General features: G+C 64.1%; 23 protein-coding genes and 4 tRNA genes. 8 read left to right on the forward strand and 19 right to left on the reverse strand.

Annotation, left to right across the window (positions count from 1 at the left end):
* Positions 1-2 precede the first annotated feature (2 nt).
* The 5 genes from ACFWP0_RS19405 to ACFWP0_RS19425 all read right to left on the reverse strand — a co-directional run bounded on the left by ACFWP0_RS19405 (position 3) and on the right by ACFWP0_RS19425 (position 4,205).
* A complete protein-coding gene (locus tag ACFWP0_RS19405) occupies positions 3-1,046 on the reverse strand; it encodes a quinone-dependent dihydroorotate dehydrogenase (RefSeq protein ID WP_377844749.1) in 1,044 nt (347 codons plus the stop codon).
* A gap of 73 nt (positions 1,047-1,119) precedes the next feature.
* Positions 1,120-1,857 (reverse strand): arginyltransferase, encoded by a 738-nt coding sequence (locus ACFWP0_RS19410; RefSeq protein WP_377844751.1) that lies wholly within the window; start codon positions 1,855-1,857, stop codon positions 1,120-1,122.
* 41 nt (positions 1,858-1,898) lie between these two features.
* The gene (gene aat / locus ACFWP0_RS19415) at positions 1,899-2,684 is read right to left on the reverse strand and encodes a leucyl/phenylalanyl-tRNA--protein transferase (RefSeq protein ID WP_377844752.1); all 786 of its coding nucleotides are present in this window, start codon (positions 2,682-2,684) and stop codon (positions 1,899-1,901) included.
* A complete protein-coding gene (locus tag ACFWP0_RS19420) occupies positions 2,681-3,262 on the reverse strand; it encodes an NUDIX hydrolase (protein ID WP_377844754.1) in 582 nt (193 codons plus the stop codon). Before ACFWP0_RS19420 ends, aat begins: the two co-directional genes overlap by 4 nt.
* A gap of 10 nt (positions 3,263-3,272) precedes the next feature.
* A complete protein-coding gene (locus ACFWP0_RS19425) occupies positions 3,273-4,205 on the reverse strand; it encodes a LysR family transcriptional regulator (protein WP_377844755.1) in 933 nt (310 codons plus the stop codon).
* 130 nt (positions 4,206-4,335) lie between these two features.
* Here ACFWP0_RS19425 and ACFWP0_RS19430 point away from each other — a divergent pair, with 130 nt between their 5' ends.
* Positions 4,336-4,737: a DoxX family protein gene (locus tag ACFWP0_RS19430; protein WP_377844757.1), complete on the forward strand. Its 402-nt coding sequence runs from the start codon at positions 4,336-4,338 to the stop codon at positions 4,735-4,737.
* Between the two features lie 27 nt (positions 4,738-4,764).
* Here the strand turns inward: ACFWP0_RS19430 and ACFWP0_RS19435 are convergent, their stop codons facing one another.
* The 10 genes from ACFWP0_RS19435 to ACFWP0_RS19480 form a co-directional block, all read right to left on the reverse strand.
* Positions 4,765-5,364 carry a DUF2946 family protein gene (locus ACFWP0_RS19435; RefSeq protein ID WP_377844759.1) on the reverse strand — a complete coding sequence of 200 codons (600 nt, stop codon included), beginning with the start codon at positions 5,362-5,364 and terminating at the stop codon, positions 4,765-4,767.
* Positions 5,365-5,366: 2 nt separating this feature from the next.
* Positions 5,367-5,702: a hypothetical protein gene (locus ACFWP0_RS19440; RefSeq protein WP_377844761.1), complete on the reverse strand. Its 336-nt coding sequence runs from the start codon at positions 5,700-5,702 to the stop codon at positions 5,367-5,369.
* A 100-nt stretch (positions 5,703-5,802) separates the two neighbouring features.
* Positions 5,803-5,876 (reverse strand) — tRNA-Cys (locus tag ACFWP0_RS19445).
* Positions 5,877-5,931: 55 nt separating this feature from the next.
* Positions 5,932-6,007: transfer RNA gene (locus tag ACFWP0_RS19450), tRNA-Gly, on the reverse strand.
* Positions 6,008-6,240: 233 nt separating this feature from the next.
* Positions 6,241-6,316: transfer RNA gene (locus tag ACFWP0_RS19455), tRNA-Gly, on the reverse strand.
* A 110-nt stretch (positions 6,317-6,426) separates the two neighbouring features.
* Positions 6,427-7,656 (reverse strand): hypothetical protein, encoded by a 1,230-nt coding sequence (locus ACFWP0_RS19460; RefSeq protein WP_377844763.1) that lies wholly within the window; start codon positions 7,654-7,656, stop codon positions 6,427-6,429.
* A gap of 14 nt (positions 7,657-7,670) precedes the next feature.
* Positions 7,671-8,450, reverse strand: coding sequence for an outer membrane lipoprotein-sorting protein (locus ACFWP0_RS19465; RefSeq protein WP_377844765.1), 780 nt, complete (start codon positions 8,448-8,450; stop codon positions 7,671-7,673).
* A gap of 14 nt (positions 8,451-8,464) precedes the next feature.
* Positions 8,465-9,838 (reverse strand): ABC transporter permease, encoded by a 1,374-nt coding sequence (locus ACFWP0_RS19470; RefSeq protein WP_377844767.1) that lies wholly within the window; start codon positions 9,836-9,838, stop codon positions 8,465-8,467.
* Complete coding sequence (locus ACFWP0_RS19475; RefSeq protein WP_377844768.1) at positions 9,831-10,562, reverse strand: ABC transporter ATP-binding protein; 732 nt, start codon at positions 10,560-10,562, stop codon at positions 9,831-9,833. The genes ACFWP0_RS19470 and ACFWP0_RS19475 overlap by 8 nt, the downstream gene beginning before the upstream one ends.
* A gap of 298 nt (positions 10,563-10,860) precedes the next feature.
* Positions 10,861-10,936: transfer RNA gene (locus tag ACFWP0_RS19480), tRNA-Gly, on the reverse strand.
* 265 nt (positions 10,937-11,201) lie between these two features.
* Here ACFWP0_RS19480 and murB point away from each other — a divergent pair.
* The gene (murB, locus tag ACFWP0_RS19485; RefSeq protein WP_377844770.1) at positions 11,202-12,248 is read left to right on the forward strand and encodes a UDP-N-acetylmuramate dehydrogenase; all 1,047 of its coding nucleotides are present in this window, start codon (positions 11,202-11,204) and stop codon (positions 12,246-12,248) included.
* Positions 12,249-12,308: 60 nt separating this feature from the next.
* Here the strand turns inward: murB and dapB are convergent, their stop codons facing one another.
* Positions 12,309-13,100 (reverse strand): 4-hydroxy-tetrahydrodipicolinate reductase, encoded by a 792-nt coding sequence (gene dapB, locus ACFWP0_RS19490; protein ID WP_377844772.1) that lies wholly within the window; start codon positions 13,098-13,100, stop codon positions 12,309-12,311.
* 15 nt (positions 13,101-13,115) lie between these two features.
* On the reverse strand, positions 13,116-13,652 hold the full coding sequence (locus ACFWP0_RS19495; RefSeq protein ID WP_377844774.1) for an outer membrane protein assembly factor BamE: 537 nt from the start codon (positions 13,650-13,652) through the stop codon (positions 13,116-13,118).
* A gap of 153 nt (positions 13,653-13,805) precedes the next feature.
* Between ACFWP0_RS19495 and fur the strand changes: the two genes are divergently transcribed.
* Positions 13,806-14,225 (forward strand): ferric iron uptake transcriptional regulator, encoded by a 420-nt coding sequence (gene fur, locus ACFWP0_RS19500; protein ID WP_171661856.1) that lies wholly within the window; start codon positions 13,806-13,808, stop codon positions 14,223-14,225.
* 124 nt (positions 14,226-14,349) lie between these two features.
* On the opposite strand, the gene recN is transcribed toward fur, so the two are convergent.
* Entirely contained in the window at positions 14,350-16,011 is a 1,662-nt protein-coding gene (gene recN / locus ACFWP0_RS19505) for a DNA repair protein RecN (RefSeq protein WP_377844776.1), read from the reverse strand.
* Positions 16,012-16,024: 13 nt separating this feature from the next.
* A complete protein-coding gene (locus ACFWP0_RS19510; protein WP_377844778.1) occupies positions 16,025-16,924 on the reverse strand; it encodes an NAD kinase in 900 nt (299 codons plus the stop codon).
* Positions 16,925-17,052: 128 nt separating this feature from the next.
* Here ACFWP0_RS19510 and hrcA point away from each other — a divergent pair, with 128 nt between their 5' ends.
* The 5 genes from hrcA to ACFWP0_RS19535 all read left to right on the forward strand — a co-directional run bounded on the left by hrcA (position 17,053) and on the right by ACFWP0_RS19535 (position 20,547).
* Entirely contained in the window at positions 17,053-18,057 is a 1,005-nt protein-coding gene (gene hrcA / locus ACFWP0_RS19515; RefSeq protein WP_171661859.1) for a heat-inducible transcriptional repressor HrcA, read from the forward strand.
* Positions 18,058-18,102: 45 nt separating this feature from the next.
* Complete coding sequence (gene hemH, locus ACFWP0_RS19520) at positions 18,103-19,194, forward strand: ferrochelatase (RefSeq protein ID WP_377844780.1); 1,092 nt, start codon at positions 18,103-18,105, stop codon at positions 19,192-19,194.
* A gap of 12 nt (positions 19,195-19,206) precedes the next feature.
* The gene (locus ACFWP0_RS19525) at positions 19,207-19,443 is read left to right on the forward strand and encodes a hypothetical protein (protein ID WP_377844782.1); all 237 of its coding nucleotides are present in this window, start codon (positions 19,207-19,209) and stop codon (positions 19,441-19,443) included.
* Between the two features lie 127 nt (positions 19,444-19,570).
* Entirely contained in the window at positions 19,571-20,128 is a 558-nt protein-coding gene (gene grpE / locus ACFWP0_RS19530; RefSeq protein WP_377844784.1) for a nucleotide exchange factor GrpE, read from the forward strand.
* Positions 20,129-20,142: 14 nt separating this feature from the next.
* The gene (locus ACFWP0_RS19535) at positions 20,143-20,547 is read left to right on the forward strand and encodes a thioredoxin family protein (protein ID WP_377844786.1); all 405 of its coding nucleotides are present in this window, start codon (positions 20,143-20,145) and stop codon (positions 20,545-20,547) included.
* Positions 20,548-20,550 lie beyond the last annotated feature (3 nt).

Genomic DNA, 20,550 nt, shown 5'->3' on the forward strand with positions numbered 1-20,550 from the left:
CTTTAGCGGCGCGCCACGGCGCGCACGCACTCGCCCACCAGGGCGGGGCCGCGATAGATCAGGCCCGTATAAAGCTGCACCGCGTCGGCCCCGGCTTCCAGCTTTTCGCGGGCCTGCTGGCCCGACAGCACGCCGCCCACGCCGATGATGGCCAGGCTGTCGCCCAGCCGCGCTTTCAGGCGGCGGATGACCGCCAGCGACAATTCATGCACCGGCGCGCCGGACAGCCCGCCGGCTTCTTCCGCATGCGCCTGGCCCGCCACCGCATCGCGCGACAGCGTGGTGTTCGTGGCGATGACGCCGTCGATGCCGTGGCGCGGCAACGTGTCGGCGATGGCGTCGATCTGCTCTTCGGTCAGGTCGGGGGCGATCTTCACGGCGATCGGGACCCGGCGCTGGTGCTGGTCCTCGAGCGTCCGGCGCTTGTCCGCCAGTTGCCCCAGCAGCGCGGACAGCTCGTCGCCGCTTTGCAGCGCGCGCAGGTTCTTGGTGTTGGGCGAAGAAATGTTCACCGTGACGTAGTCGGCATGCGGGTACACGCCTTCCAGGCCGATCAGGTAGTCGTCCGCCGCGCGCTCGATCGGCGTATCCGCGTTCTTGCCGATGTTCAGCCCGAGGATTCCGCCTTGCTGGCGCCACGTGCTGCGCTGCACATTGGCCAGGAAGGCTTCCAGGCCCTGGTTGTTGAAGCCCAGCCGGTTGATCAGCGCATTGGCGCGCGGCAGCCGGAACATGCGCGGCTTCGGATTGCCGGGCTGCGCTCGGGGGGTGACCGTACCCACTTCGATAAAGCCGAAACCCAGGTTGCCCAGCGCGTCGATATAGGCGCCGTTCTTGTCCAGGCCGGCCGCCAGCCCGATCGGGTTGGCCAGCTGCATCCCCATCAGCGTGCAGGGGGCCTTGGGCTGCCCGTGCATGAGCTTGCGGGTGGCGCCGCACTCGTAGGCGCGCTGCAGGGCCGACAAGGTGACTTCGTGGGCGGTTTCCGCATCCATGGCGAACAGCGCCGGGCGGGCCAGGGGATAGGCGTGGAAGAGGATAGACATGGGGCGGAATTGTAGAGCGAATTTTGCCGGCCTTGCGGCGGGCCGAAGGCACGCAAGACATTCGCCAGGGAAATCAGGCGGCCGGCGGTTCGGGCTGATCGCGCCATTCGCCCTCGACCAGGAACTGGGCCGGGTGAAAGCTCGACTTATAGGACATCTTGCGGCTGTCCGCGATCCAATAGCCCAGGTACAGCCAGGGCAGGTTCAGCGCGCGGCACTGCTCGATCTGCCACAGGATGCTGTAGGTTCCCAGGCCGCCCGCGATGTCGGGGTCATAGAAGGTGTAGACGGAAGACAGGCCGTCGTCCAGCACGTCGATGATGGACACCATCATCAGCGCGCCTGCGGCGTCGCGGAATTCGACCAGCCGGGTGTTCACGCGGCTGGTGAGCAGGAATTGCGCATATTGGGTGCGGCTGTCCTCGTCCATGCCGCCGCCCGGGTGCCGGCCCTGCTGATAGCGGGTGTAGAGCCGGTAGTGCTCGGGCGACCAGGCCAGTTCCGCCACGAAGGACTGCAGATGCTGGTGGTCGCGCCAGGCGCGGCGCTGGCTGCGGTTGGGGGCAAAGCCCGCCGTATCCACGCGCACGGGGACACAGGCGTGGCAATTGTCGCAATGGGGACGGTAAGTGAAGAGCCCGCTGCGGCGAAAGCCCTGTTCCACCAGTTGGGAATACGTGCCCGCGTTGATCAGGTGGCCGGGCGCGGCGACTTGCGACCGGGCCTGGCGACCCGGCAGGTAGCTGCAAGGGTAGGGGGCGGTTGCATAGAACTGCAGCGTGGAGAAGGGTAGCTCTTTAAGCTGGCTCATTGGGAATCCCGCTTGACGGCGGCAAGCCCGTGACGGGATGGCTACATATTAACGCTTAACCCGGCATCCGACGCGGGGTCCGCGGACGCCCCCGGATGCAGCCTGCCGGCGCTGTCGAGCGTGCCCGCGGCCCACGCAATGCCCGGCTGCGAGGTGGTCCGGCGGACATGCTGGAGAAACCGCGCCCGGGATCGGGGGCGGGCGCCCATGCTGGCCAGGTGGCGCGTCTGCTGCTGGCAGTCGATCCACTCCACGTCCTGCGCGGCCAGGTAGCGCACCAGGTAGGCCAGCGCGATCTTGGACGCGTTGGGCGCGCGGGTGAACATGGATTCGCCGAAGAACATGCGCCCCAGGCTGATGCCGTACAGGCCGCCGGCCAGTTCGCCGTCGATCCAGGTTTCGATGCTGTGCACGTAGCCGGCCTCATGCCAGGCCCGGTAGGCCTCCTGCATGGCGGCGGTGATCCACGTGCCCGGCTGGCCGTCGCGCGGCGCGGCGCAGGCCGCCATGACCTGCGGGAAGGCCGTGTCCACGCGCACCTGCACGCGCGGCGCGGCGTCCTGCTCCTGGCTTGCGACCTGCCTGAGCAGCTTGCGCAGGGAGTGCGATGGCGCGAAGTCCTTCACGGCCAGCACCATGCGCGGATCGGGGCTCCACCAGAGGACGGGCTCGCCTTCCGAATACCAGGGGAAGATGCCGTTTGAATAAGCCTGGACGAGCCGGGCGGGGGACAGGTCGGCGCCGGCGGCCAGCAGGCCGTCGGGATCCGTCAGCGCGAATTCCGCGGGGGGAAAGGGAGTGTCGGCGGCAAGCCAGGGCAGCTTCAACGGTGCGATTCGAGGGTGTAGTGATGAGGGCCGAACGTGCCGCGCTTGCGGTCCTCGAAAAACAGGCGCAGCGTGCTTGCCACCGTGCGGAACGCCAGGTCGTCCCAGGGAATCTCGGACTCGTCATAATAGCGGGCTTCGAGGCTCTCGGGGCCGGGATCCAGCTCGGGGCCCAGCGCCTGCGCCAGGTAGAACACGTGTACCTGCTCGATCTGGGGCACGTCGATGATGGTGTAGATGTCGCCAAGCTGGATCTTGGCGCCGGATTCCTCCAGCGTTTCGCGCCCCGCGCCCTGCGCCGTGCTTTCGCCCAGCTCCATGAAGCCGGCCGGCAGGGTCCAGGTGTTGTAGCGCGGTTCGATGGCGCGCCGGCAGAGCAGCACGCGGTTTTCCCAGACCGGCACCGTGCCGACCACCAGCCGCGGGTTCTGGTAGTGGATCGCGCCGCAGTGATCGCAGATGTCGCGTTCGCGGTTGTCGCCTTCCGGCACCCGGCGGTTGACGGGCGAGCCGCATTGGCTGCAGAAATGGGAACGGCGCGGCGCGGGGAAGTAGGCGATGGGCGATTTGGCGGTCATGGGTACGATTCTAACGGCTGCGGCGGGTCGTGGCGCGCCGGCCCGGCACGGCGGGGGACGGGTTGCCGAAGCGCTCTTCCAGGTGCTCGACGAAAGACCTGACCTTGGGCGACAGGAAGCGCCGGTGGGGGTAGACGGCGACCATGGAAATGGGCGTGTGCGCGTAGTCGGTCAACAGGGCCGTGAGGCGTCCCGCGCGGATATCCTCGCCCACCAGGAATTCCGGCTGCAGGATGATGCCGTGGCCGGCCAGCGCGGCGGTGCGCAGCACGTCGCCGTTGTTCGCCCGCAGCGCCGCGTTCACGCGCACCAGATGCGTCACGCCGTCTTTTTCGAAATGCCATTCGTTGCCAGTGCTGGCATAGGCATAGTGCAGGCAGCGGTGCTGCTTCAGGTCTTCGGGCACGGCCGGCGCGCCGTGGCGCTTCAAATAGGACGGCGCGGCGCAAACCAGCAATTGCTGGGGCGCCAGCGGCCGGGCCACCAGCGAGGAATCCAGGAGCGGTCCGATCCGCACGGCGACGTCGTAGCCATCTTCCACCAGGTCCACCACGCGGTCGTTCAGGTCCAGGTCGATGATCACGTCCGGGTAGCGCTGCAGGTACTCGGCGATGGCGGGGCCCAGGTGCAGGATGCCGAACGAAACGGGGGCGCTGACCCGCAGCCGGCCGCTGGGACGCTGGCCTTCGGCCTGCAGCGACAGTTCCAGGTCCGCCACTTCGGCCAGGATGGGGCGCACGCGTTCATAGAAGGCGCGTCCCGCATCCGTCATGCTGAGCTTGCGGGTGGTGCGGTTGAGCAGGCGCACACCGTATTTCTGTTCCAGGTAGGCGATCTGCCGGGTAACCACGGAACGGGCCTGGCCCATCTTGTCGGCCGCCGCCGCGAATGAGCCCAGTTCCACGACCTTGGCGTAGGTCTGCATTGCGGTATGGGTATCCATGATTGTTTCCTAACGGGGAACAATAATTTGCAATTCTGCATGTTTATCTTTGTTTTTGGAATCGCAAGAATACGGCCCATGAAGAATCTTCCGTTCCGGGCGATTCGCATTCCGCACAAGGATGATTGCAATGATTGATACCCGTACCGCGCCCTATGCCGCACTGCTGCTGCGCGTCGCGCTTGGCGTGATGTTCCTGGCCCACGGCCTGACCAAGCTGCTCGTCTTCACGCTGCCCGGCACCGCGCAGTTCTTCGCCAAGATCGGCTTCGCCGGCTGGCTGGCCTATCCCGTCACGTTCTTCGAAGTCGGGGCGGGCGTGCTGCTGATCCTGGGCGTTGTGCCGCGCTGGATCGCCGCCATCGCGGTGGTGCAGCTTTTCGTTGCGTCGACCGTGCATTTCGGCAACGGCTGGGGCTTCGGCAACACGGGCGGCGGCTGGGAATATCCGATTTTCCTGACCGTGGCCGCCGCGGTGCTCGCCCTGCTGGGCGACGGCAAGTTCGCGTTGGTCAAGAGCGGCCGCGGCTGAGCGCGGCGCGGTAAGGCGCCTAGGGGATCAGGCCGGATCGGCTGCCGGGTTCGGCTCGAATCCCAGGCGCGCGGGCGCGTCGCGTCGCGCCATCGATTGAAGCGGCGCGGCGGCATAGACCTCGGGATACCGGGCCGTGATGGCCTGGCCGGGCGCCAGGTCCGCCAGCGCATCCAGCAGCGCGGCGCCGCCTTCCGTCGTCATCCGTTCCAGGAGCGGCGGCAGATCGCGGTCCAGCACGATGCCGGCGCCCAGCGGCGTCATGGCGTAGAGCTGCCCTTCGTCATCCAGCCACCATCCGCTGACTGACTTCACCGCCGCATTCGTGTGCGTGAGCAAGGCGCGGTTGTCGTCGGCCAGCCGCAGCACGTAGGGTGCGGCGTCCAGGCGCACGTATACCCGCTGCGGACCGTTCTGGAAAAACCAGCGGCCCGCCTCGTCATGCCCGTAGTTGCGGTTGATGAATTCCTGGATCTGGGTGTTGGTGATGGACTCGCCCGGGCCGCCGCCGGCCGCCTGGCCTTGCGGATGCAGGCGCCAGCGGCCGCGCGCGTCCAGCGACAGCCAGCCGTGCACCGCCGGCACATTCGGCCAGCGGGCCAGGGCGTCCTTCACCGATTGATCCATGTTCAGGGGCGAATGATGATGGAAGGCGTGATCACGATGGCGGGCGACGCCGGCATCATGGGCACCGCCACGGGTTGAGGTGCGTAGCCATAAGCATAATCGGGGCGGCACTTGCGCTTCTCGCGGTACTCGCCATTGCGCTTCCATTTGCGCTCGACCTTGCAGGCTCCATCCCAATACTGCTCCTTGTATTCGCCGCCCTTGTGGCGGTGATGGTGATGATGCTTGTCGCCGGCTTCGGCGGCGAACGGCGCCAGGGAGATCAGCGCGGCGGCGGACAGCGTCAAGAAGGAGGAGCGGCGGGTCGCGCCCGTCCGGGAATCCGAAATGTTGTGCATGGAGAGTCGTCGTTCAATGAAAACGGCGTCACCTTAGCAATCATTCGATTGACGGGGCGTAGGGATGGGTAACGAGATGCTGGGGAAGGGGAGAAGATGCTGGAGGCGCAAGCCGGAATCGAACCGACGTACACGGATTTGCAATCCGCTGCATAACCACTCTGCCATTGCGCCAGCACTTGCAAGAAAAAAGGAAGCGCGGTGTGGGCCGTTGCTTCCTCTTTATATTTGGAGCGGGAGACGAGTCTCGAACTCGCGACCTCAACCTTGGCAAGGTTGCGCTCTACCAACTGAGCTACTCCCGCTTGGGGTACTTCTTTGGGGTACTGCTGTCCTGCCTTGCTTTGATGCGGCTGCCTGCGATTTTTCACGCAAGGCGCTGTTCACCAAAGACAGCGATTGTACATGGTTTTTAAACCTTTGCACAGCGCGCGAAAATTCCTTCTTGCGCGCATCGCGGCCGGTAAAGAAAAAGGCCCATGCGGGCCCGTCTTCTTTCGTCAGGCGATGCTTCCAACGAAGCTCACAGACCGGAATCTGGAGCGGGAGACGAGTCTCGAACTCGCGACCTCAACCTTGGCAAGGTTGCGCTCTACCAACTGAGCTACTCCCGCATTTTGCTTGGCTGCTGCGTGACATGTCCGGCAAGACCTGGGTTTGGTCCTGGGCGGCTGTCAATCAGCGAGGCAAGAGTATACATCACTTTTTTTCCTGCGAACCTTGATCAGTAAAAGTAGCTGACGATGAACTGCCACGTTTGCCGTGGGACATGCGCTTGAGGGCTCAATTCGCCGTAGATGCGTTGCCATTGCAGGGCGTAATCGAGAACGCCATGGTGATACCTGGCTTCGGCCCATCCCATGGCGCGATCGTCGTCCGTATTCTGGGCGCGCAAGATAGAAAGGTTGAGGTTATCCACGATGCTGTCTTGCCAGTCGGCGCGCAGCAGTACGGATGCTCTTCCTCTCAGCAGGGCCAGGGGGTCGAGATTATCGCCAAGCTGATATTGGACGCCGGTCGGATAGGCGGAAAGGAATGGGTGCTTCGGGCGCTGGTAAGTGGTGGCCGTCTCATCGCGCTGCACCTCGAAGGTCAGGTTGAGCTTGCTGTCGCTTGTCCATGTTGCGCCGGTCGAAAGCCGGTTGCGCCATTTCTCGTCAGCGTCCGGCTGGGCCCGAAGCTTGCGGCCGGTCTTTCCCCCCGCCCATTCGAAGTAAGCTACGGTCGACTCGCCCAGCACCCTGGACGCGTTGACGCCGATTTGCGGTTCCCCTCCCTGTTCCCGATACACGACAAGTTGAGGATTGAGGTCCTCGGACAGTCGATAGTTGCCAGAAAACAATAGCCTTTCCTTCGAATTGCTGGCGCCCCAATCCAGGCTCGATCCTCGGGCATCCGGCTTGTCCGCCAGCTTCGGGGACCACAGCAGGGTAACGCTGGCTTCGTCCCACAAGCGCTGCCACCGAATCATGGCATTGCCCAGCCGATTCTTCTGCAGCATGTCCGGATCGCCGGATACGATGGAACGATGGGCGCCGACGCCCAGGAAATCGGTCGGGTTATAGCCTCTTGCCACTCCGTACCTTGCATTGATGCGCCCCGCATCCAGCATCGCATGGCCATCAAAGTTCCGCGTGAGATAGGCTTCCTTCAGCAGATTGACGGCATGGTCGCCCTTGGCTCCCTGGCTGATGCGCGCGTCGATGCGGTTTGACAGCACGGCTCGCCAATTGCCATCAATCTGGCGGTCCCAATACGTGTCGAGCGAGGCCCGTCTTGAATCGGGCATGGACTTACTCAGTTCGACAGCTGCCTCCAGCTGGACCGACACATATTTGACGGGCCTCTCCTGAACCGTCTCCGGGGCGGCCTGTTCGCTGGCAAAGCGCAGGGCCTGCAGATCCGTCTCTTCCGTTGCTGCCACCGCTCCCAGGCACGCCAACGCCATCGTCATTGCCGCTGCTGTTCTCATTCCGCGCGATATACGGGTTGGAATCTGGGCAGGTAATCACGCTGCAGCCATGCGTCAGGCACGTCTTGCCAGGCGAAATCGTCGTAGCGCATGATCGTCACCCACTTTGAATTGACGCCGTCGATGATGATGGTTTCGGTTGGCCGGTCTCTGCCCAGCGCATTCCTGTAGGAGCGGTAATACGCAGTCTTCAAAAGCGCTTTGCTGGCTGCATAGAACTTGGCTTTTCGGGTGCGATACCCGTCCTTGTCGATCCATAGTTCCATGGTGTCGTAGGTCACGTCCGGCCTGCGCGCTTTCAGGTCGAGCTTGTAGCTGTCGCGGCGTATCCGGTCGCCGTCCAGAATGCTCTCCTCGGTGACGCCGGTAACGGTGTAGTCGAGCCCCCAGTTGGCGGTAACGACGTCGCCGTTCGCGGCCTGGCCCAACAAGCGCTGTTGCGGCGATATCGGGACGCTGGCTTTGCTGCGCGGGTCGAAAATCCAAAGGTCTTTCCCGTTCTTTAAAGTGAGCTTTCCCGCATCGCGGCTGGGATTGGTGAAATGCAGCAGGCTGCGATACTGCCCCTTGTTCGGGTCCGCGCGCGAATACAGCACCAGGGAGGTAGTCTGGTTGAGATGTTCGTCCTTGTAGCTCGTCAAGAGCACCGTCAAGCGAAAGGACCGGTCCGGATTCCTGACCGCGTCGCTGTATTCCAGCAGCGCCTGTCCGTCAGGGATCGCGGCAGCTCCATGGCTGAATAAAAATAAAAGAAGGGCAGCGGACAGCTTTCGCATTGGATCGGAACGAATTAAACGTAGCGCAGGGAGTCGACGATGCTGATCCGCGCTGCGCGCTGCGCCGGAAACCAGGTCGATAGCAACGACACCAGTATCAACACGCCAACGCACACCATGATGAACTTAGGCTCGGCCCAAAGCTGTATGTGGATCGGGCTGGGATAGACCACGCCGGGAGGAAGCCAGGCCAGTTCCGCGCGATTGATTATCCCGGCGGCAATCCAGGCCATGCCTATGCCAAGCACGCATCCTATTGCTCCCAGCATTGCGCCTTCGCATAGAAACAGGGATTGAACGCCTCCTCTGCGCAATCCCATGGACCGCAGCGTGCCGATCTCGACGGTGCGCTCCATTACTGCCATGTTCATCGTATTGCCTATCGTGAAAATGGCAACGCAAGCGATCAGCAGGGCGATGAAGCCGAAGATCATTTCGAACATCGTGATGATGCGCTCGTACAGCGGCTGCAAGGTCATGAAATCGTGCGCGATCAGCGGCTGCCCCGGCATTTCCTCCCGCAGGATTGCCTGGATCTTCGCCTTTACGTACGGCAGGCGGGCCGTATCGTAAAGTTGCACCAGAACCGCCGTGGCGACCTGCCCGTCGCCGCCATTCAGCAGATTCTGGGCCTGAGGAAGATGCACGCCGACATAGATGTCGTCGAGCTCGCGGGCGCCTTGCTTTTCGATGCCAACGACTTGGAGCCGAGCGATGTTGGGCACGCCGGCGGCCGTGGCGGTCAATAGCTCGATCTGATCTTCCCCTGCCTCGGCAGGGCGTTCCATATGGCTGAGGCTTGCTATGTCCTGGGCCAATGCCTCGCCTTGCGGCGTATCCAGGGTGGGCAATGCGCAGGAAGACGATTCGTCCTGCGCGCATATGCCGAGCACGCGGGCGACCCCGCCTCCCAATACTGCGGAATTCTGCGCCATGCCGTCGAGATAGTTGGGCAGGACCCGCATTTTCATTCCGTAAGCATTCCAGCTGCGCAGCTTGCTTTGTCCTTCGACTTCCACTCCCTGAACCATCACGGCCTTGGAAGCGCCCGTCGCGTACCGGCCGGCGATGCCGCCGGCTGTCAATACCGGAGTTATCACGCTGATATCGTTTTGCAGCTCGGCGTGGGATTGAATCCGGGACCGGATTTTTTCGTAGTCGTATATCCCGTACAGCGATGGATTGCCGCTGCCATACAGCAGGTAGTCCTTGTGCTGAATCTGCATGTGTCCCATCGAGCGCACGAATGCGGTCTGCAGGCCCCGCTCGATGGTTACCGCATATCCGCCGAACAACAGTATTCCCACCATTCCCACAATCATCGCCAGCAAGGTGGCGCCGGTTCGTCTGCGGTTTCTCAGGAGATTGCGCCAGGCCAGCTTAAACACCTTGCAAGCGCTCCATTGAACCCCCTTGCGGGCTGGCGCCTGCATTGGCGATCGCTGCATTCACGAGTCCGTCGCTCACGATGTGAACTTCATCCGCGGCCGCGATGACCTGGGGGTCGTGCGAGGAAAAAATGACGGAAAGCCCGCGTTCAAGCTGGAGTTTTCGCAGCAGTTCCAGGATGGCCTGGCCCGTGACGCTGTCGAGGTTGGCGGTGGGTTCATCCGCCAGCACGATCTGCGGCTGATGGATAAGCGCCCTGGCTATGGCTACCCGCTGGCGCTGGCCGCCGGAGAGTTGTCCGGGCATGTGCGCGGCTTTGTCCGCCAAGCCCACTGAATCGAGGGCGCTCAGCACTTGCGCCCGCCGTCTTGCGCGGGGAGCCTGGCGAATGATCAGGGGATATTCCACGTTCTCATACGCCGTGAGCACGGGAATCAGATTGAAGTTCTGGAATATGAAGCCGATGTTTCTTGCCCGGAAATCGGTAAGTTCGTTATCCGACAAGGTCGACAGGTCTTGGTTGGCAATGAATATCTTGCCGCTATCCGGGCGGTCTATCCCACCCATGAGATTCAACAGGGTTGTCTTTCCGCTGCCCGATCTTCCCGCGAGGACGGTAAAGCGCGATCGCCGTACGGACAAGTCTATCTGCGCCAATGCGTGAATGCGAGCTTGGCCCATCTTGTATTGCTTGACGACATTTCTTAGCGCGACCGCTACCATGGTTTCTGAATTCCGCAATGGGGTCTTCTTGAGCGGAACGGCTGTGGCGCGTGAGCCCATAAACGCCACATTCTTCGCTGTGGCGTTTATTAGAGCGTTTACAACAGGGGCAAGCCCATTGGACGGGTCCGAAAATGGCGCAATCGCGTGCGACGCGCGGCTGCCACCATGGCGGGCATTGCAGGGCCATTCAGCAGGTAGGGGGGGGCTTGGCGCGAAAGGCGCAGGAATGAAAAAAGGGCCCGTAGGCCCTTGTTTCAACGATCCGCAGAATCTAAAAACGCTGCAGATCAAAATTTGGAGCGGGAGACGAGTCTCGAACTCGCGACCTCAACCTTGGCAAGGTTGCGCTCTACCAACTGAGCTACTCCCGCATTGGTTCCGTGAACTGCCCAGAACCTGTTTTCTTATTCACCCTGATCAACTTGGTTATCGATCAGAAGGCGCGCATTCTACCATGATTTTTTGGAGCTTGTCTTGGCCTGGGTTTCTTGGGCTTTCCGTGCCGGAGTGCAGCCATGGCTGTACGGGCTTGGGTTTTGCTGGCATTGCCTTGCTGGCAATGCCTGAAACACAGGTCAAACACTCAATCAAGTAATATGAGCGAAGACAGAAACTATAGCACACCGCACTGCACACATGTCAAATTCGCCCGTCGCTGACCTCGCGCCCGATTCCTTGCTGCCGGTGGTTCAGGACCTTACCCGCCTGAATACGCTGGGGCTCGCGTCCGAGGCCGGCGCGTTCGTCACGCTGAAAGCCCCCGCGCAATTGCCCGCCTTGTCCGCGCTGGCGCGGCAGGCATCGCCGCTGCTCGTACTGGGCGGCGGCAGCAACCTGGTGCTGCCGGAGCGGGTGCCCGGGCTGGTGGCGCGCGTGGCCTTCAAGGGCGTGCGCCTGCTGGAGGCGCGGCCCGATGCGTGGATCGTCGAGGCGGCGGGCGGCGAAAGCTGGCACGGCTTCGTGTCGGCGTGCATCGCACAGGGATGGGACGGGCTGGAGAATCTGGCGCTGATACCCGGCACCGTCGGCGCGGCCCCGGTTCAGAACATCGGCGCCTATGGCGTAGAGCTCGAAGAGCGCTTCCACAGCCTGACGGCTTGGGATGTGCGGGAGGCGCGCTATGTGGAGATGCGCGCGGCGGATTGCCGCTATTCCTATCGCGACAGCGCGTTCAAGCACGACGCGCCTGGCCGCTGGGTCATCGTGAGCGTGCGTTTTTCCCTGCCGCGGCCCTGGCGGCCCGTGCTCGGATACCCCGACCTGCAGCGCCACGCTAAGCTGGCCGGCGAGTCGCCTTCGGCGCGCGACGTATTCGACGCCGTCTGCGACATCCGCCGCGCCAAGCTGCCCGATCCGGCGGTCATCGGCAACGCCGGCAGCTTCTTCAAGAATCCGATCGTGCCGGCTGCGATGCGCGATGCGCTCACGGACCGCCACCCTGGGCTGGTGTCCTACGTCCAGCCGGATGGCCGCTACAAGCTCGCGGCGGGCTGGCTGATCGATCAATGCGGCTGGAAGGGCCGGACGCTGGGCGCGGCCGGCGTGCATGACCGCCAGGCGCTGGTGCTGGTCAACCGGGGCGGCGCCACCGCCGCCGACATCATGGGCCTGGCGCGGGCCGTGCAGGATGCGGTGGCCGCCCGCTACGGCGTGCGGCTGGAACCCGAGCCCGTGGTGGTCTGAGGCCCGCGGGCAGGCCAAAAAAAGGACCCGGCAGGGTCCTTTTTTCATGCGTGGCGGCTATCAGAAACCCAGCACGGACTGCATGTCGTACAGGCCGTTGGTCTTTTCTTCAAGGAACCGCGCCGCGCGCAGCGCGCCTTCCGCGTAGGTGGCGCGGCTGGACGAGCGGTGCGAGATCTCGATGCGCTCGCCGATGCCGCAGAACGACACGGTGTGGTCGCCCACGATATCGCCGCCGCGCAGCACCGAAAAGCCGATGGTGCCGGGCTTGCGCACGCCGGTGTCGCCGTGGCGGCTCCAGGTGGCGACGTCGGGCAGGGCGACTTCCCAGGCCGAGGCGATGGTTTCGCCCATCTTCAAGGCGGTGCCCGACGGGGCATCCACCTTGTTGCGGTGATGCGCCTCGAACACTTCCACGTCGTAGCCGGCATTCAGGATGCGTGCGGCCATGTCCAGCAGCTTGAGCGTGGCGTTGACGCCCACGCTCATGTTGGGCGCGAACACGATGGCGGTCTTCTGGGCGGCCACTTCGATTTCGGCGCGGCCGTTGTCGTCGAAGCCGGTGGTGCCGATGACGGCTTTCACGCCGTGCCTCACGCAGGCCTGCAGATGCTCCAGCGTGCCTTCGGGGCGGGTGAAATCGATCAGGCAGTCAGCGCCGGCCAGCGCGTCCAGGTCATCGGTGATGGCGACGCCGGTCTGCTTGCCCAGCGTGGCGCCCGCGTCGCGGCCCAGTGCGCTGGAGCCCTTGCTGCCCAGCGCCACGGCCAGTTCCAGGCCGTCGGCCTTCAGTACGGCCTCGATCAGCATCTGGCCCATGCGGCCGTTCGCGCCGGCAATAGCAATACGCATAGAGAATCCTTGGTGTCAGCGCAGCGGTTCGGGCGCGTTGCCGGGCTGGCCGGGGTATTGATTGAGCGGGCTGACAGGGGCGTCGGCTTCGCGCTTGGTCTGGTCCTGCTCTTCCTTCAGGCGGGCTTCGTCCTGGTTCAGGCGCTGGTCGGCCTTCTCGTCGGCGACGGAATCCGGCGTATTCATCTGGTAGGGCTGCAGGTCGGGCTGCTTGTCGCCTTCCCAGCGCACCAGCCGGTCGTTTTCGAACCAGACGGTGAACTTGCGTTCTTGCGCTTCGCCGTAGCCGGGCTTGAAGTAGTACGGATAATCCCAGCGGTTGGCGTGCAGCACGCTGGTCAGCGTGGGGCTGCCCAGGGCAAAGCGCACCTGCTCGCGGGTCATGCCCGGCTGGAGCAGCGCAACCTGTTCCTGCGTGATCCAGTTGCCTTGCTGGACGCTGGCCTTGTAAGGGAAGCCCCACTTGTCCGAGGTGCAGCCCGCCAGGGCGACGGCCAGCGTGGCAATGACCAGACCGGTCTTCAGAGAGCGGGAGGGAATTCGTGCAATCATGGACACAACGCGCCCCTATTATTTGGAAGCAGACAAAACCGTTATCATAAAGGTTTCATAAGGATAGTTCCGCGTGGCGGCATGAATTCGGTGAGCCGGCTCGCGGTAAACCTATCCTTGCCCATGCCAACGCGGACGGAGAGCGATTACACCATGAGCGACCAAAGCGAACTGAAGAACATGGGTTTGAAGGCGACTTTTCCCCGCCTGAAGATTCTTGATATTTTCCGCAAATCGGGCGAACGCCATCTGAGCGCCGAAGACGTCTACCGGGCCCTGATCGGCGAAAACGTCGAAATCGGCCTGGCCACCGTCTACCGCGTCCTGACCCAGTTCGAGCAGGCCGGCATTCTTGCGCGCAGCCAGTTCGATAGCGGCAAGGCCGTGTTCGAGCTCAATGACGGCGATCACCACGATCACCTGATCTGCACGAATTGCGGGAAAGTCGTCGAGTTTTCGGACCCGGACATCGAAAAGCGGCAGCAGAAGATTGCCAAGGACAACGCCTTCGCGCTGGAAAGCCACGCGATGGTGCTTTACGGCATTTGCGGCAGCTGCCTGAAAGGCCGCTAAGCCCCCGGCGCGCCCCACGGTTCGTGGCCGCGCTCGCCATGGGCCAGTGAAATCCAAAACCCCTTCTGCTCGAAGGGGTTTTTTTTGGGGGGCCGGGATCGCCGGCTACGCCGGCGCGGGGCGATCAGGTGGCGGCTTGGCCGAAGCCTTCCAGCATCTCGCGCGCATGTTCGCGCGTGGTGGCCGTGAGCTTGATGCCGCCCAGCATCCGGGCGATTTCCTCGACGCGGGCGGGCGGGTCCAGTTCTTCGATGCTGGAGCGCGTCGTGCCGCGCGATTCGGCCTTGCTGACCAGGAACTGGTTGTTCGCGCAGGCGGCAACCTGGGGCAGGTGAGTGACGCACAGCACTTGATGGCGTTCGCCCAGTTCGCGCAGCAGCTTGCCGACGGCTTCGGCGACTGCGCCGCCCACGCCGCTGTCGACCTCGTCGAAGATCAGCGTCGGCACGCGCGCCGCGCGGCTGGCGATGACGGACAGCGCCAGTGAGATGCGCGAGAGCTCGCCGCCCGAGGCCACCTTGGCCAGCGGGCGCGGCGTGGTGCCGGCGTGGCCGGCCACGAGGAATTCCACTTGTTCATTGCCGTGCGCGGACGGCGCGGACGCCGCCAGCGCGGGCTCGAACTTGCCGCCCTGCATGGCCAGCGACTGCATGGCCAGCGTGACCTGTTTGCCCAGGTCTTTCGCGATCTTGCGGCGGGCGGCAGACAGTTTGGCGGCGGCCGAGTCGTACTGCGTCTGGGCGGCGGCGGCCTGGGCGCGCAGCGCGTCGATGTCGCCCGCGGCTTGCAAGGCGGCCAGCTCGGCATGCAGGGAGTCGCGCAATTCGCACAGCGCGTCGGGTTCCGTGCGGAACTTGCGGGCGGTCTCGAACACCAGGCTCAGGCGCGCTTCCACGTCGGCGAGCCGCTTCGGGTCCAGGTCGACGCGGCTGACGTAGTTGTTCAGGTCGGAAACGGCTTCGCTGATGGCGATGCGGGCGGATTCCAGTTCGTCATGAACGCCTTGCAGGCCGGGGTCGTGGCGCAGCATCTGCTGGATGCGGTGGTTGGCCGAGGTGACGCGGTGGTGCGCGGAGTCGCCTTCGCCGTCCAGCGCCTCCAGGATCTGTGAGGCGCCGTCCAGCAGCGACTGCGAGTGCGACAGGCGCGTATGCTCGGATTGCAGCGAATCCCATTCGTCCGGGCCCAGGCCCAGTTGGTCCAGTTCCTCGACCTGCCATTGCAGGCGCTCGCGTTCGGTCGCCAGGCTTTCGGCGTCTTTTTCCGCGGATTCCAGCTGCCGCGCCAGGGCGCGCCATTGCTTCCAGGCCTGGCTGACGGCATGGCGCAGATCCCCGTGGCCGCCGTGCGCGTCCAGCAGATCGCGCTGGGCGTCGGGGCGCATCAGGCTTTGGTGCGCATGCTGGCCGTGGATGTCGACCAGGCTGTCGCCCAGTTCGCGCAATTGCGCCACGGTGGCGGGCGTGCCGTTGATGTAGGCGCGGCTGCGGCCCTGCGCGTCGATGACGCGGCGCAGGGACAGTTCCTCGTCGGCGTCGATCTCTCGTTCGGCCAGCCAGGCGTGCAGCGTCTTGGGCGTATCGAAGACCGCGGTGATGTCGGCGCGCGGCGCGCCTTCGCGCAGCATGCTGGCGTCGCCCCGTTCGCCCAGCGCCAGCGCCAGCGCATCCACCAGAATGGATTTGCCCGCGCCGGTCTCGCCGGAGAAGACGGTAAAGCCGGGGCCAAAATGGATCTCGGTCTGTTCGACGATGACGAAGTCGCGGATATGCAGGGTGCGCAGCATGTCGGGGCGCTAACTACTCTACGTTGTCGGTGGCTTGGGGCATCAGGTTCCAATGCAGCTTGCGGCGCAGGGTGGAGAAGAAGCTGTAGCCTTCCGGATGCACGAAGCGGATGGTATGGGGGGCGCGCTGCACGACGATGCGGTCGCCCGGTTGCAGGTCGGACCAGGTCTGCATGTCGAAATGCACGCTGGCGCCGACTTCGACGCGGCCCATGGCCGTGAGCGTCATGTTCAGCACGCCCGTGTCGGGAATGACGATGGGGCGGTTCGATAGCGTTTGCGGCGCCACGGGCACCAGCACCATGGCGTTCATGCCCGGGTGCAGGATGGGGCCGTTGGCCGACAGGGCGTAGGCGGTGGAACCGGTCGGGGTGGCGATGATCAGGCCGTCGGCGCGCTGCGTGTACATGAAGGCGCCGTCCAGTTCCACCCGGACTTCGATCATGCCGCCGCGCCCGGCGCGGTTCAGCACGACGTCGTTCAGGGCAGACGCGGAATACATCTTCTGGTCGCCGCGCCACACACTGCCTTCCAGCAGCATGCGTTCCTCGATCTTGAAGCTGCCTTCCAGCACGCGGGCAAGCGCGCCGTGCGCGTCCTGCAGGGCAATGTCGGTAATGAAGCCCAGGCGCCCGTGGTTGATGCCCACCAGCGGCACGCCGTAAGGCGCCAGGTGGCGCCCCGCGCCCAGCACGGTGCCGTCGCCGCCCATCACGACGGCCAGCGATGCGGTTTTGCCGATTTCTTCAAGCGTGGCGACGGGGTATTCGGTCAATCCGGTATTGCGCGCCGTATCCGCGTCGATGAGCACGTGCCGGCCCGCCTGCGTCAGCGCGTGCGCAAGTGCTCTCAGCGGTGTGTCCAGGCCGGTGTCCTGGTATCTGCCGATCAGGGCGACGGTAGGAAAGTGCATGGCTGCGTGCAAATCAGAAAGGCCGAAACCCGCCCGGAATGGGCTGGTTAGCCGATTATATGGGGCCGCATATCCGCTTGCGGGACAAAAATCGCCTTAATTGGAAAAGATTCCCTAAAATACCTGTTATGGATGACCGCGCACGCGCACTACTGAAAGCGTTGATAGAACGCTACATCGCCGATGGGCAGCCAGTCGGCTCGCGGACGCTATCGAAAGTCTTCGACTTGTCTCCGGCCACCATCCGCAATGTCATGGCGGACCTGGAAGAGCTGGGACTGATCCATAGCCCGCATACCTCCGCCGGCCGTGTTCCCACGCCGCGGGGCTACCGCATGTTCGTCGATTCCCTGCTGGCGGTGCAGTCTTATCAGCTGCAACCCCACAACATGGGCGAGATGCTGTCGGCGGCCGAACCCACCCGCGCGGTCAACGCGGCCGCCGCGCTGCTGTCCAACCTGACGCAGTTCGCCGGCGTGGTGCTGACGCCCAAGCGCGCCCAGGTGTTCCGCCAGATCGAATTCATCCGGCTGTCCGACAAGCGGGTGCTGCTGATCATTGTGACGCCCGACGGCGACGTTCAGAACCGCATCCTTTTCGTCCAGCGGGATTACGCCGAAGCCGAATTGCTCGAAGCCGGCAATTTCTTCAACATGCATTTCGCGGGCAAATCCTTCAACGCGGTGCGCCAGACCCTGTCCACCGAGCTGGCCCAACTGCGCGAAGATATCTCGCGCCTGATGCAGGCCGCCGTCGAAGCCAGCGCCGAAGCCGCCGAAGACGGGGACGCCGTGGTCATTTCCGGCGAGCGCAAGCTGCTGGACGTGACGGACATCGCCTCCGACATGGACCGGCTGCGCAAGATGTTCTCGCTGTTCGAGAAAAAAACCGACCTGCTGCAGTTGCTGGACGTGTCCAGTCGCGCGCAGGGCGTGCAGATCTATATCGGCGGCGATTCGCAGCTGGTGCCGATGGAAGAGGTGTCCGTCATCACCGCGCCTTATGGCGTGGACGGCAAGGTGGTGGGCACGCTGGGCGTGATCGGTCCCACCCGCATGGCCTACGAACGCGTCATTCCCATCGTGGACATCACGGCGCGCCTGCTGTCCAACGCCCTCAGCCACAATCAGTAGTTCCATTCAAAGCTACATCCTCCCTGCGGAGGAAGGGGAGTCTGTGTGTTTCTTCGCCTGTTCAAGTATCTCTGGCCTGAACGCTACCTGCCTGAAACCGAGCAAGACGACCCCTTCAACGAAGATCCCCCGCCCCGCGTGCCCGGCAAGATCGGCGTGCTGCTGGTGAACCTGGGCACCCCGGACACGCCGGGCAAGAAGGACATACGCAAATACCTGGGCGAATTTCTGTCCGACCCCCGCGTGATCGAGATTCCACGCTACCTCTGGAAGCCCATCCTGCACGGCCTCGTGCTGAACATGCGGCCCAAGAAGCTGGAGCCGCGCTACGCCGGCGTCTGGATGAAGGAAGGCTCGCCGCTGATGGTCTACAGCCAGCGCCAGGCCGATGGCGTGCGCGCCGCCCTGCAGGCGGCCGGCGTGGACGCCGTCGTCGAGCTGGGGATGCGCTACGGCAACCCCTCCATTCCCGACGCCATCACGCGGCTGCGCGAGCAGGGCTGCGACCGCATCCTGACCGTGCCGCTCTATCCCCAGTACGCCGCCAGCACCACGGCCACCGTGGTGGACGCGGTGACCCGCCATGTGGGACGGCTGCGCGACCAGCCCGAAATGCGCTTCATCAAGCGCTTTCACCAAGAGCCGGCCTACCTGGACTCGCTGGCCGGCCGCATCGAGCGCTACTGGCAGGAACACGGCAAGCCCCAGAAGCTGGTCATGAGCTTTCACGGCCTGCCTCGCTATTCGATCGAGCTGGGCGACCCCTACTACCGCGATTGCATGGAGACGGCGCGTCTCCTGTCCCAGCGCCTGTCGCTGCCGCGCGAAGATATCGAAGTGACCTTCCAGAGCCGGTTCGGCACCGCCCGCTGGCTGGAGCCCTATACCGAGCTGACGCTCAAGGCGCTTGCCGGCTCCGGGATCACCGAGGTCGATGTGGTGTGCCCGGGATTTGTGGCAGACTGTCTGGAAACCCTGGAAGAGATCAGCCTGGAGGGCCGCGAAGCCTTTGTCGGGGCAGGGGGCAAGCAGTTCCGTTACATCCCGGCGATCAATGACGATCCGGCCTGGATCTCGGGGCTGGCCCGCCTCGTGGAACGGCACTTGCAGGGATGGTCTCAGACATCACGGACTTGAAGGAGAAGGCGCATGCACCATGATCCCAAGACTGGAAAGACGGTCCAAAAGGGGAAGGTAAGCACCCCGGTCGACGAGGACCACGTCGAACACGAGCTGGACGAGGCCCTGGCCGACACCTTTCCGGCCAGCGATCCGGTCGCGATCCAATCCGATCCGGACGCGGACGACAAGCGTGTGGACCGCGCCCTGAAAGAGAGTTTTCCGGCCAGCGACGCCGTCGCGCCGGCGCAGCCGCACAAGAAATAGGCGGATTTCGTCCGGTGGGCGGCCGTCCCCGGCCGCCGTCAGGGAATATTTCGCTTACCCGGGCTTGAAATAGGGGTATTGGCCCCCATTCATGTCTGCGAAAGCCATTCTTTTTGGAGGATTCCCCATGACGGCACCCCACGAGCCTGCAGACCAGGCGCCCGAAGTCGGCCAGAACGCCGATGCGGCCCCCGCCGCCCAGGACGCCGCGCAGGCCGAGCTGAACGAGTTGCGCGCCCAGCTGGACGCGGCCCAGGCTACCGTCAACGAGCAGCACGACCAGCTTCTGCGCGTCCACGCCGAAGCCGAGAACGTGCGCCGCCGCGCCCAGGAAGAAGTGTCCAAGGCGCGCAAGTTCGGCATCGAGTCGTTCGCCGAAAGCCTGGTTCCGGTCAAGGACAGCCTGGAAGCCGCGCTGGCCCAGCCTGACCAGACCGTAGAAACGCTGCGCGAAGGCGTCGAAGTGACCCTCAAGCAGCTGGCCGCCGCCTTCGAGCGCAATCTGCTCAAGGAAATCGCGCCGGCGCAGGGCGACAAGTTCGACCCGCACCAGCATCAGGCCATTTCGTCCATTCCCAACGAGCAGCCCGCCAACACCGTGCTGCAGCTGCTGCAAAAGGGCTATGCCATCGCCGACCGGACCCTGCGTCCGGCGCTGGTGGTGGTGTCGGCCGGCCAGGGCTGAATACCCGACGCCCCATGACCGATCCCCGCTTCGATCCGGCTCAGGTATTCCAGGTGTTCGGCATGCGTCATGTCGACACCGCGGGATTCGACGCCGCCGTGGTCCAGGCGCCGGGATCGGATTTGCGTTGCGTATTTCTGTGGGGCCAGGATTGCTATAACTGCAATCTTTTCAAGCAGGCGGCGCTGCTGCACCAGGAAACGCTGGTTGGGCTCGGCTTGACGTGGTTCGAAGCCGACGTCTACGCGGACGAACCGCTGGGCCGGCGCTTTTCGCTGCATGGCGTCCCCACTTTTGTGCTGTACCGGTCCGGAAAGCGGCTGGGACGTATCACCGGTTGGCCCGGATTGCCCCAGTTCACGGCGGCAATCCAGCGCTTGCAGGACCCGGCCGCGGAAAATTCCAGCCAGGCGTCTTGAAAA

Origin of the sequence: Achromobacter sp. NPDC058515 (genome assembly GCF_042721735.1) — a bacterium.
Lineage (GTDB): Bacteria > Pseudomonadota > Gammaproteobacteria > Burkholderiales > Burkholderiaceae_B > Achromobacter.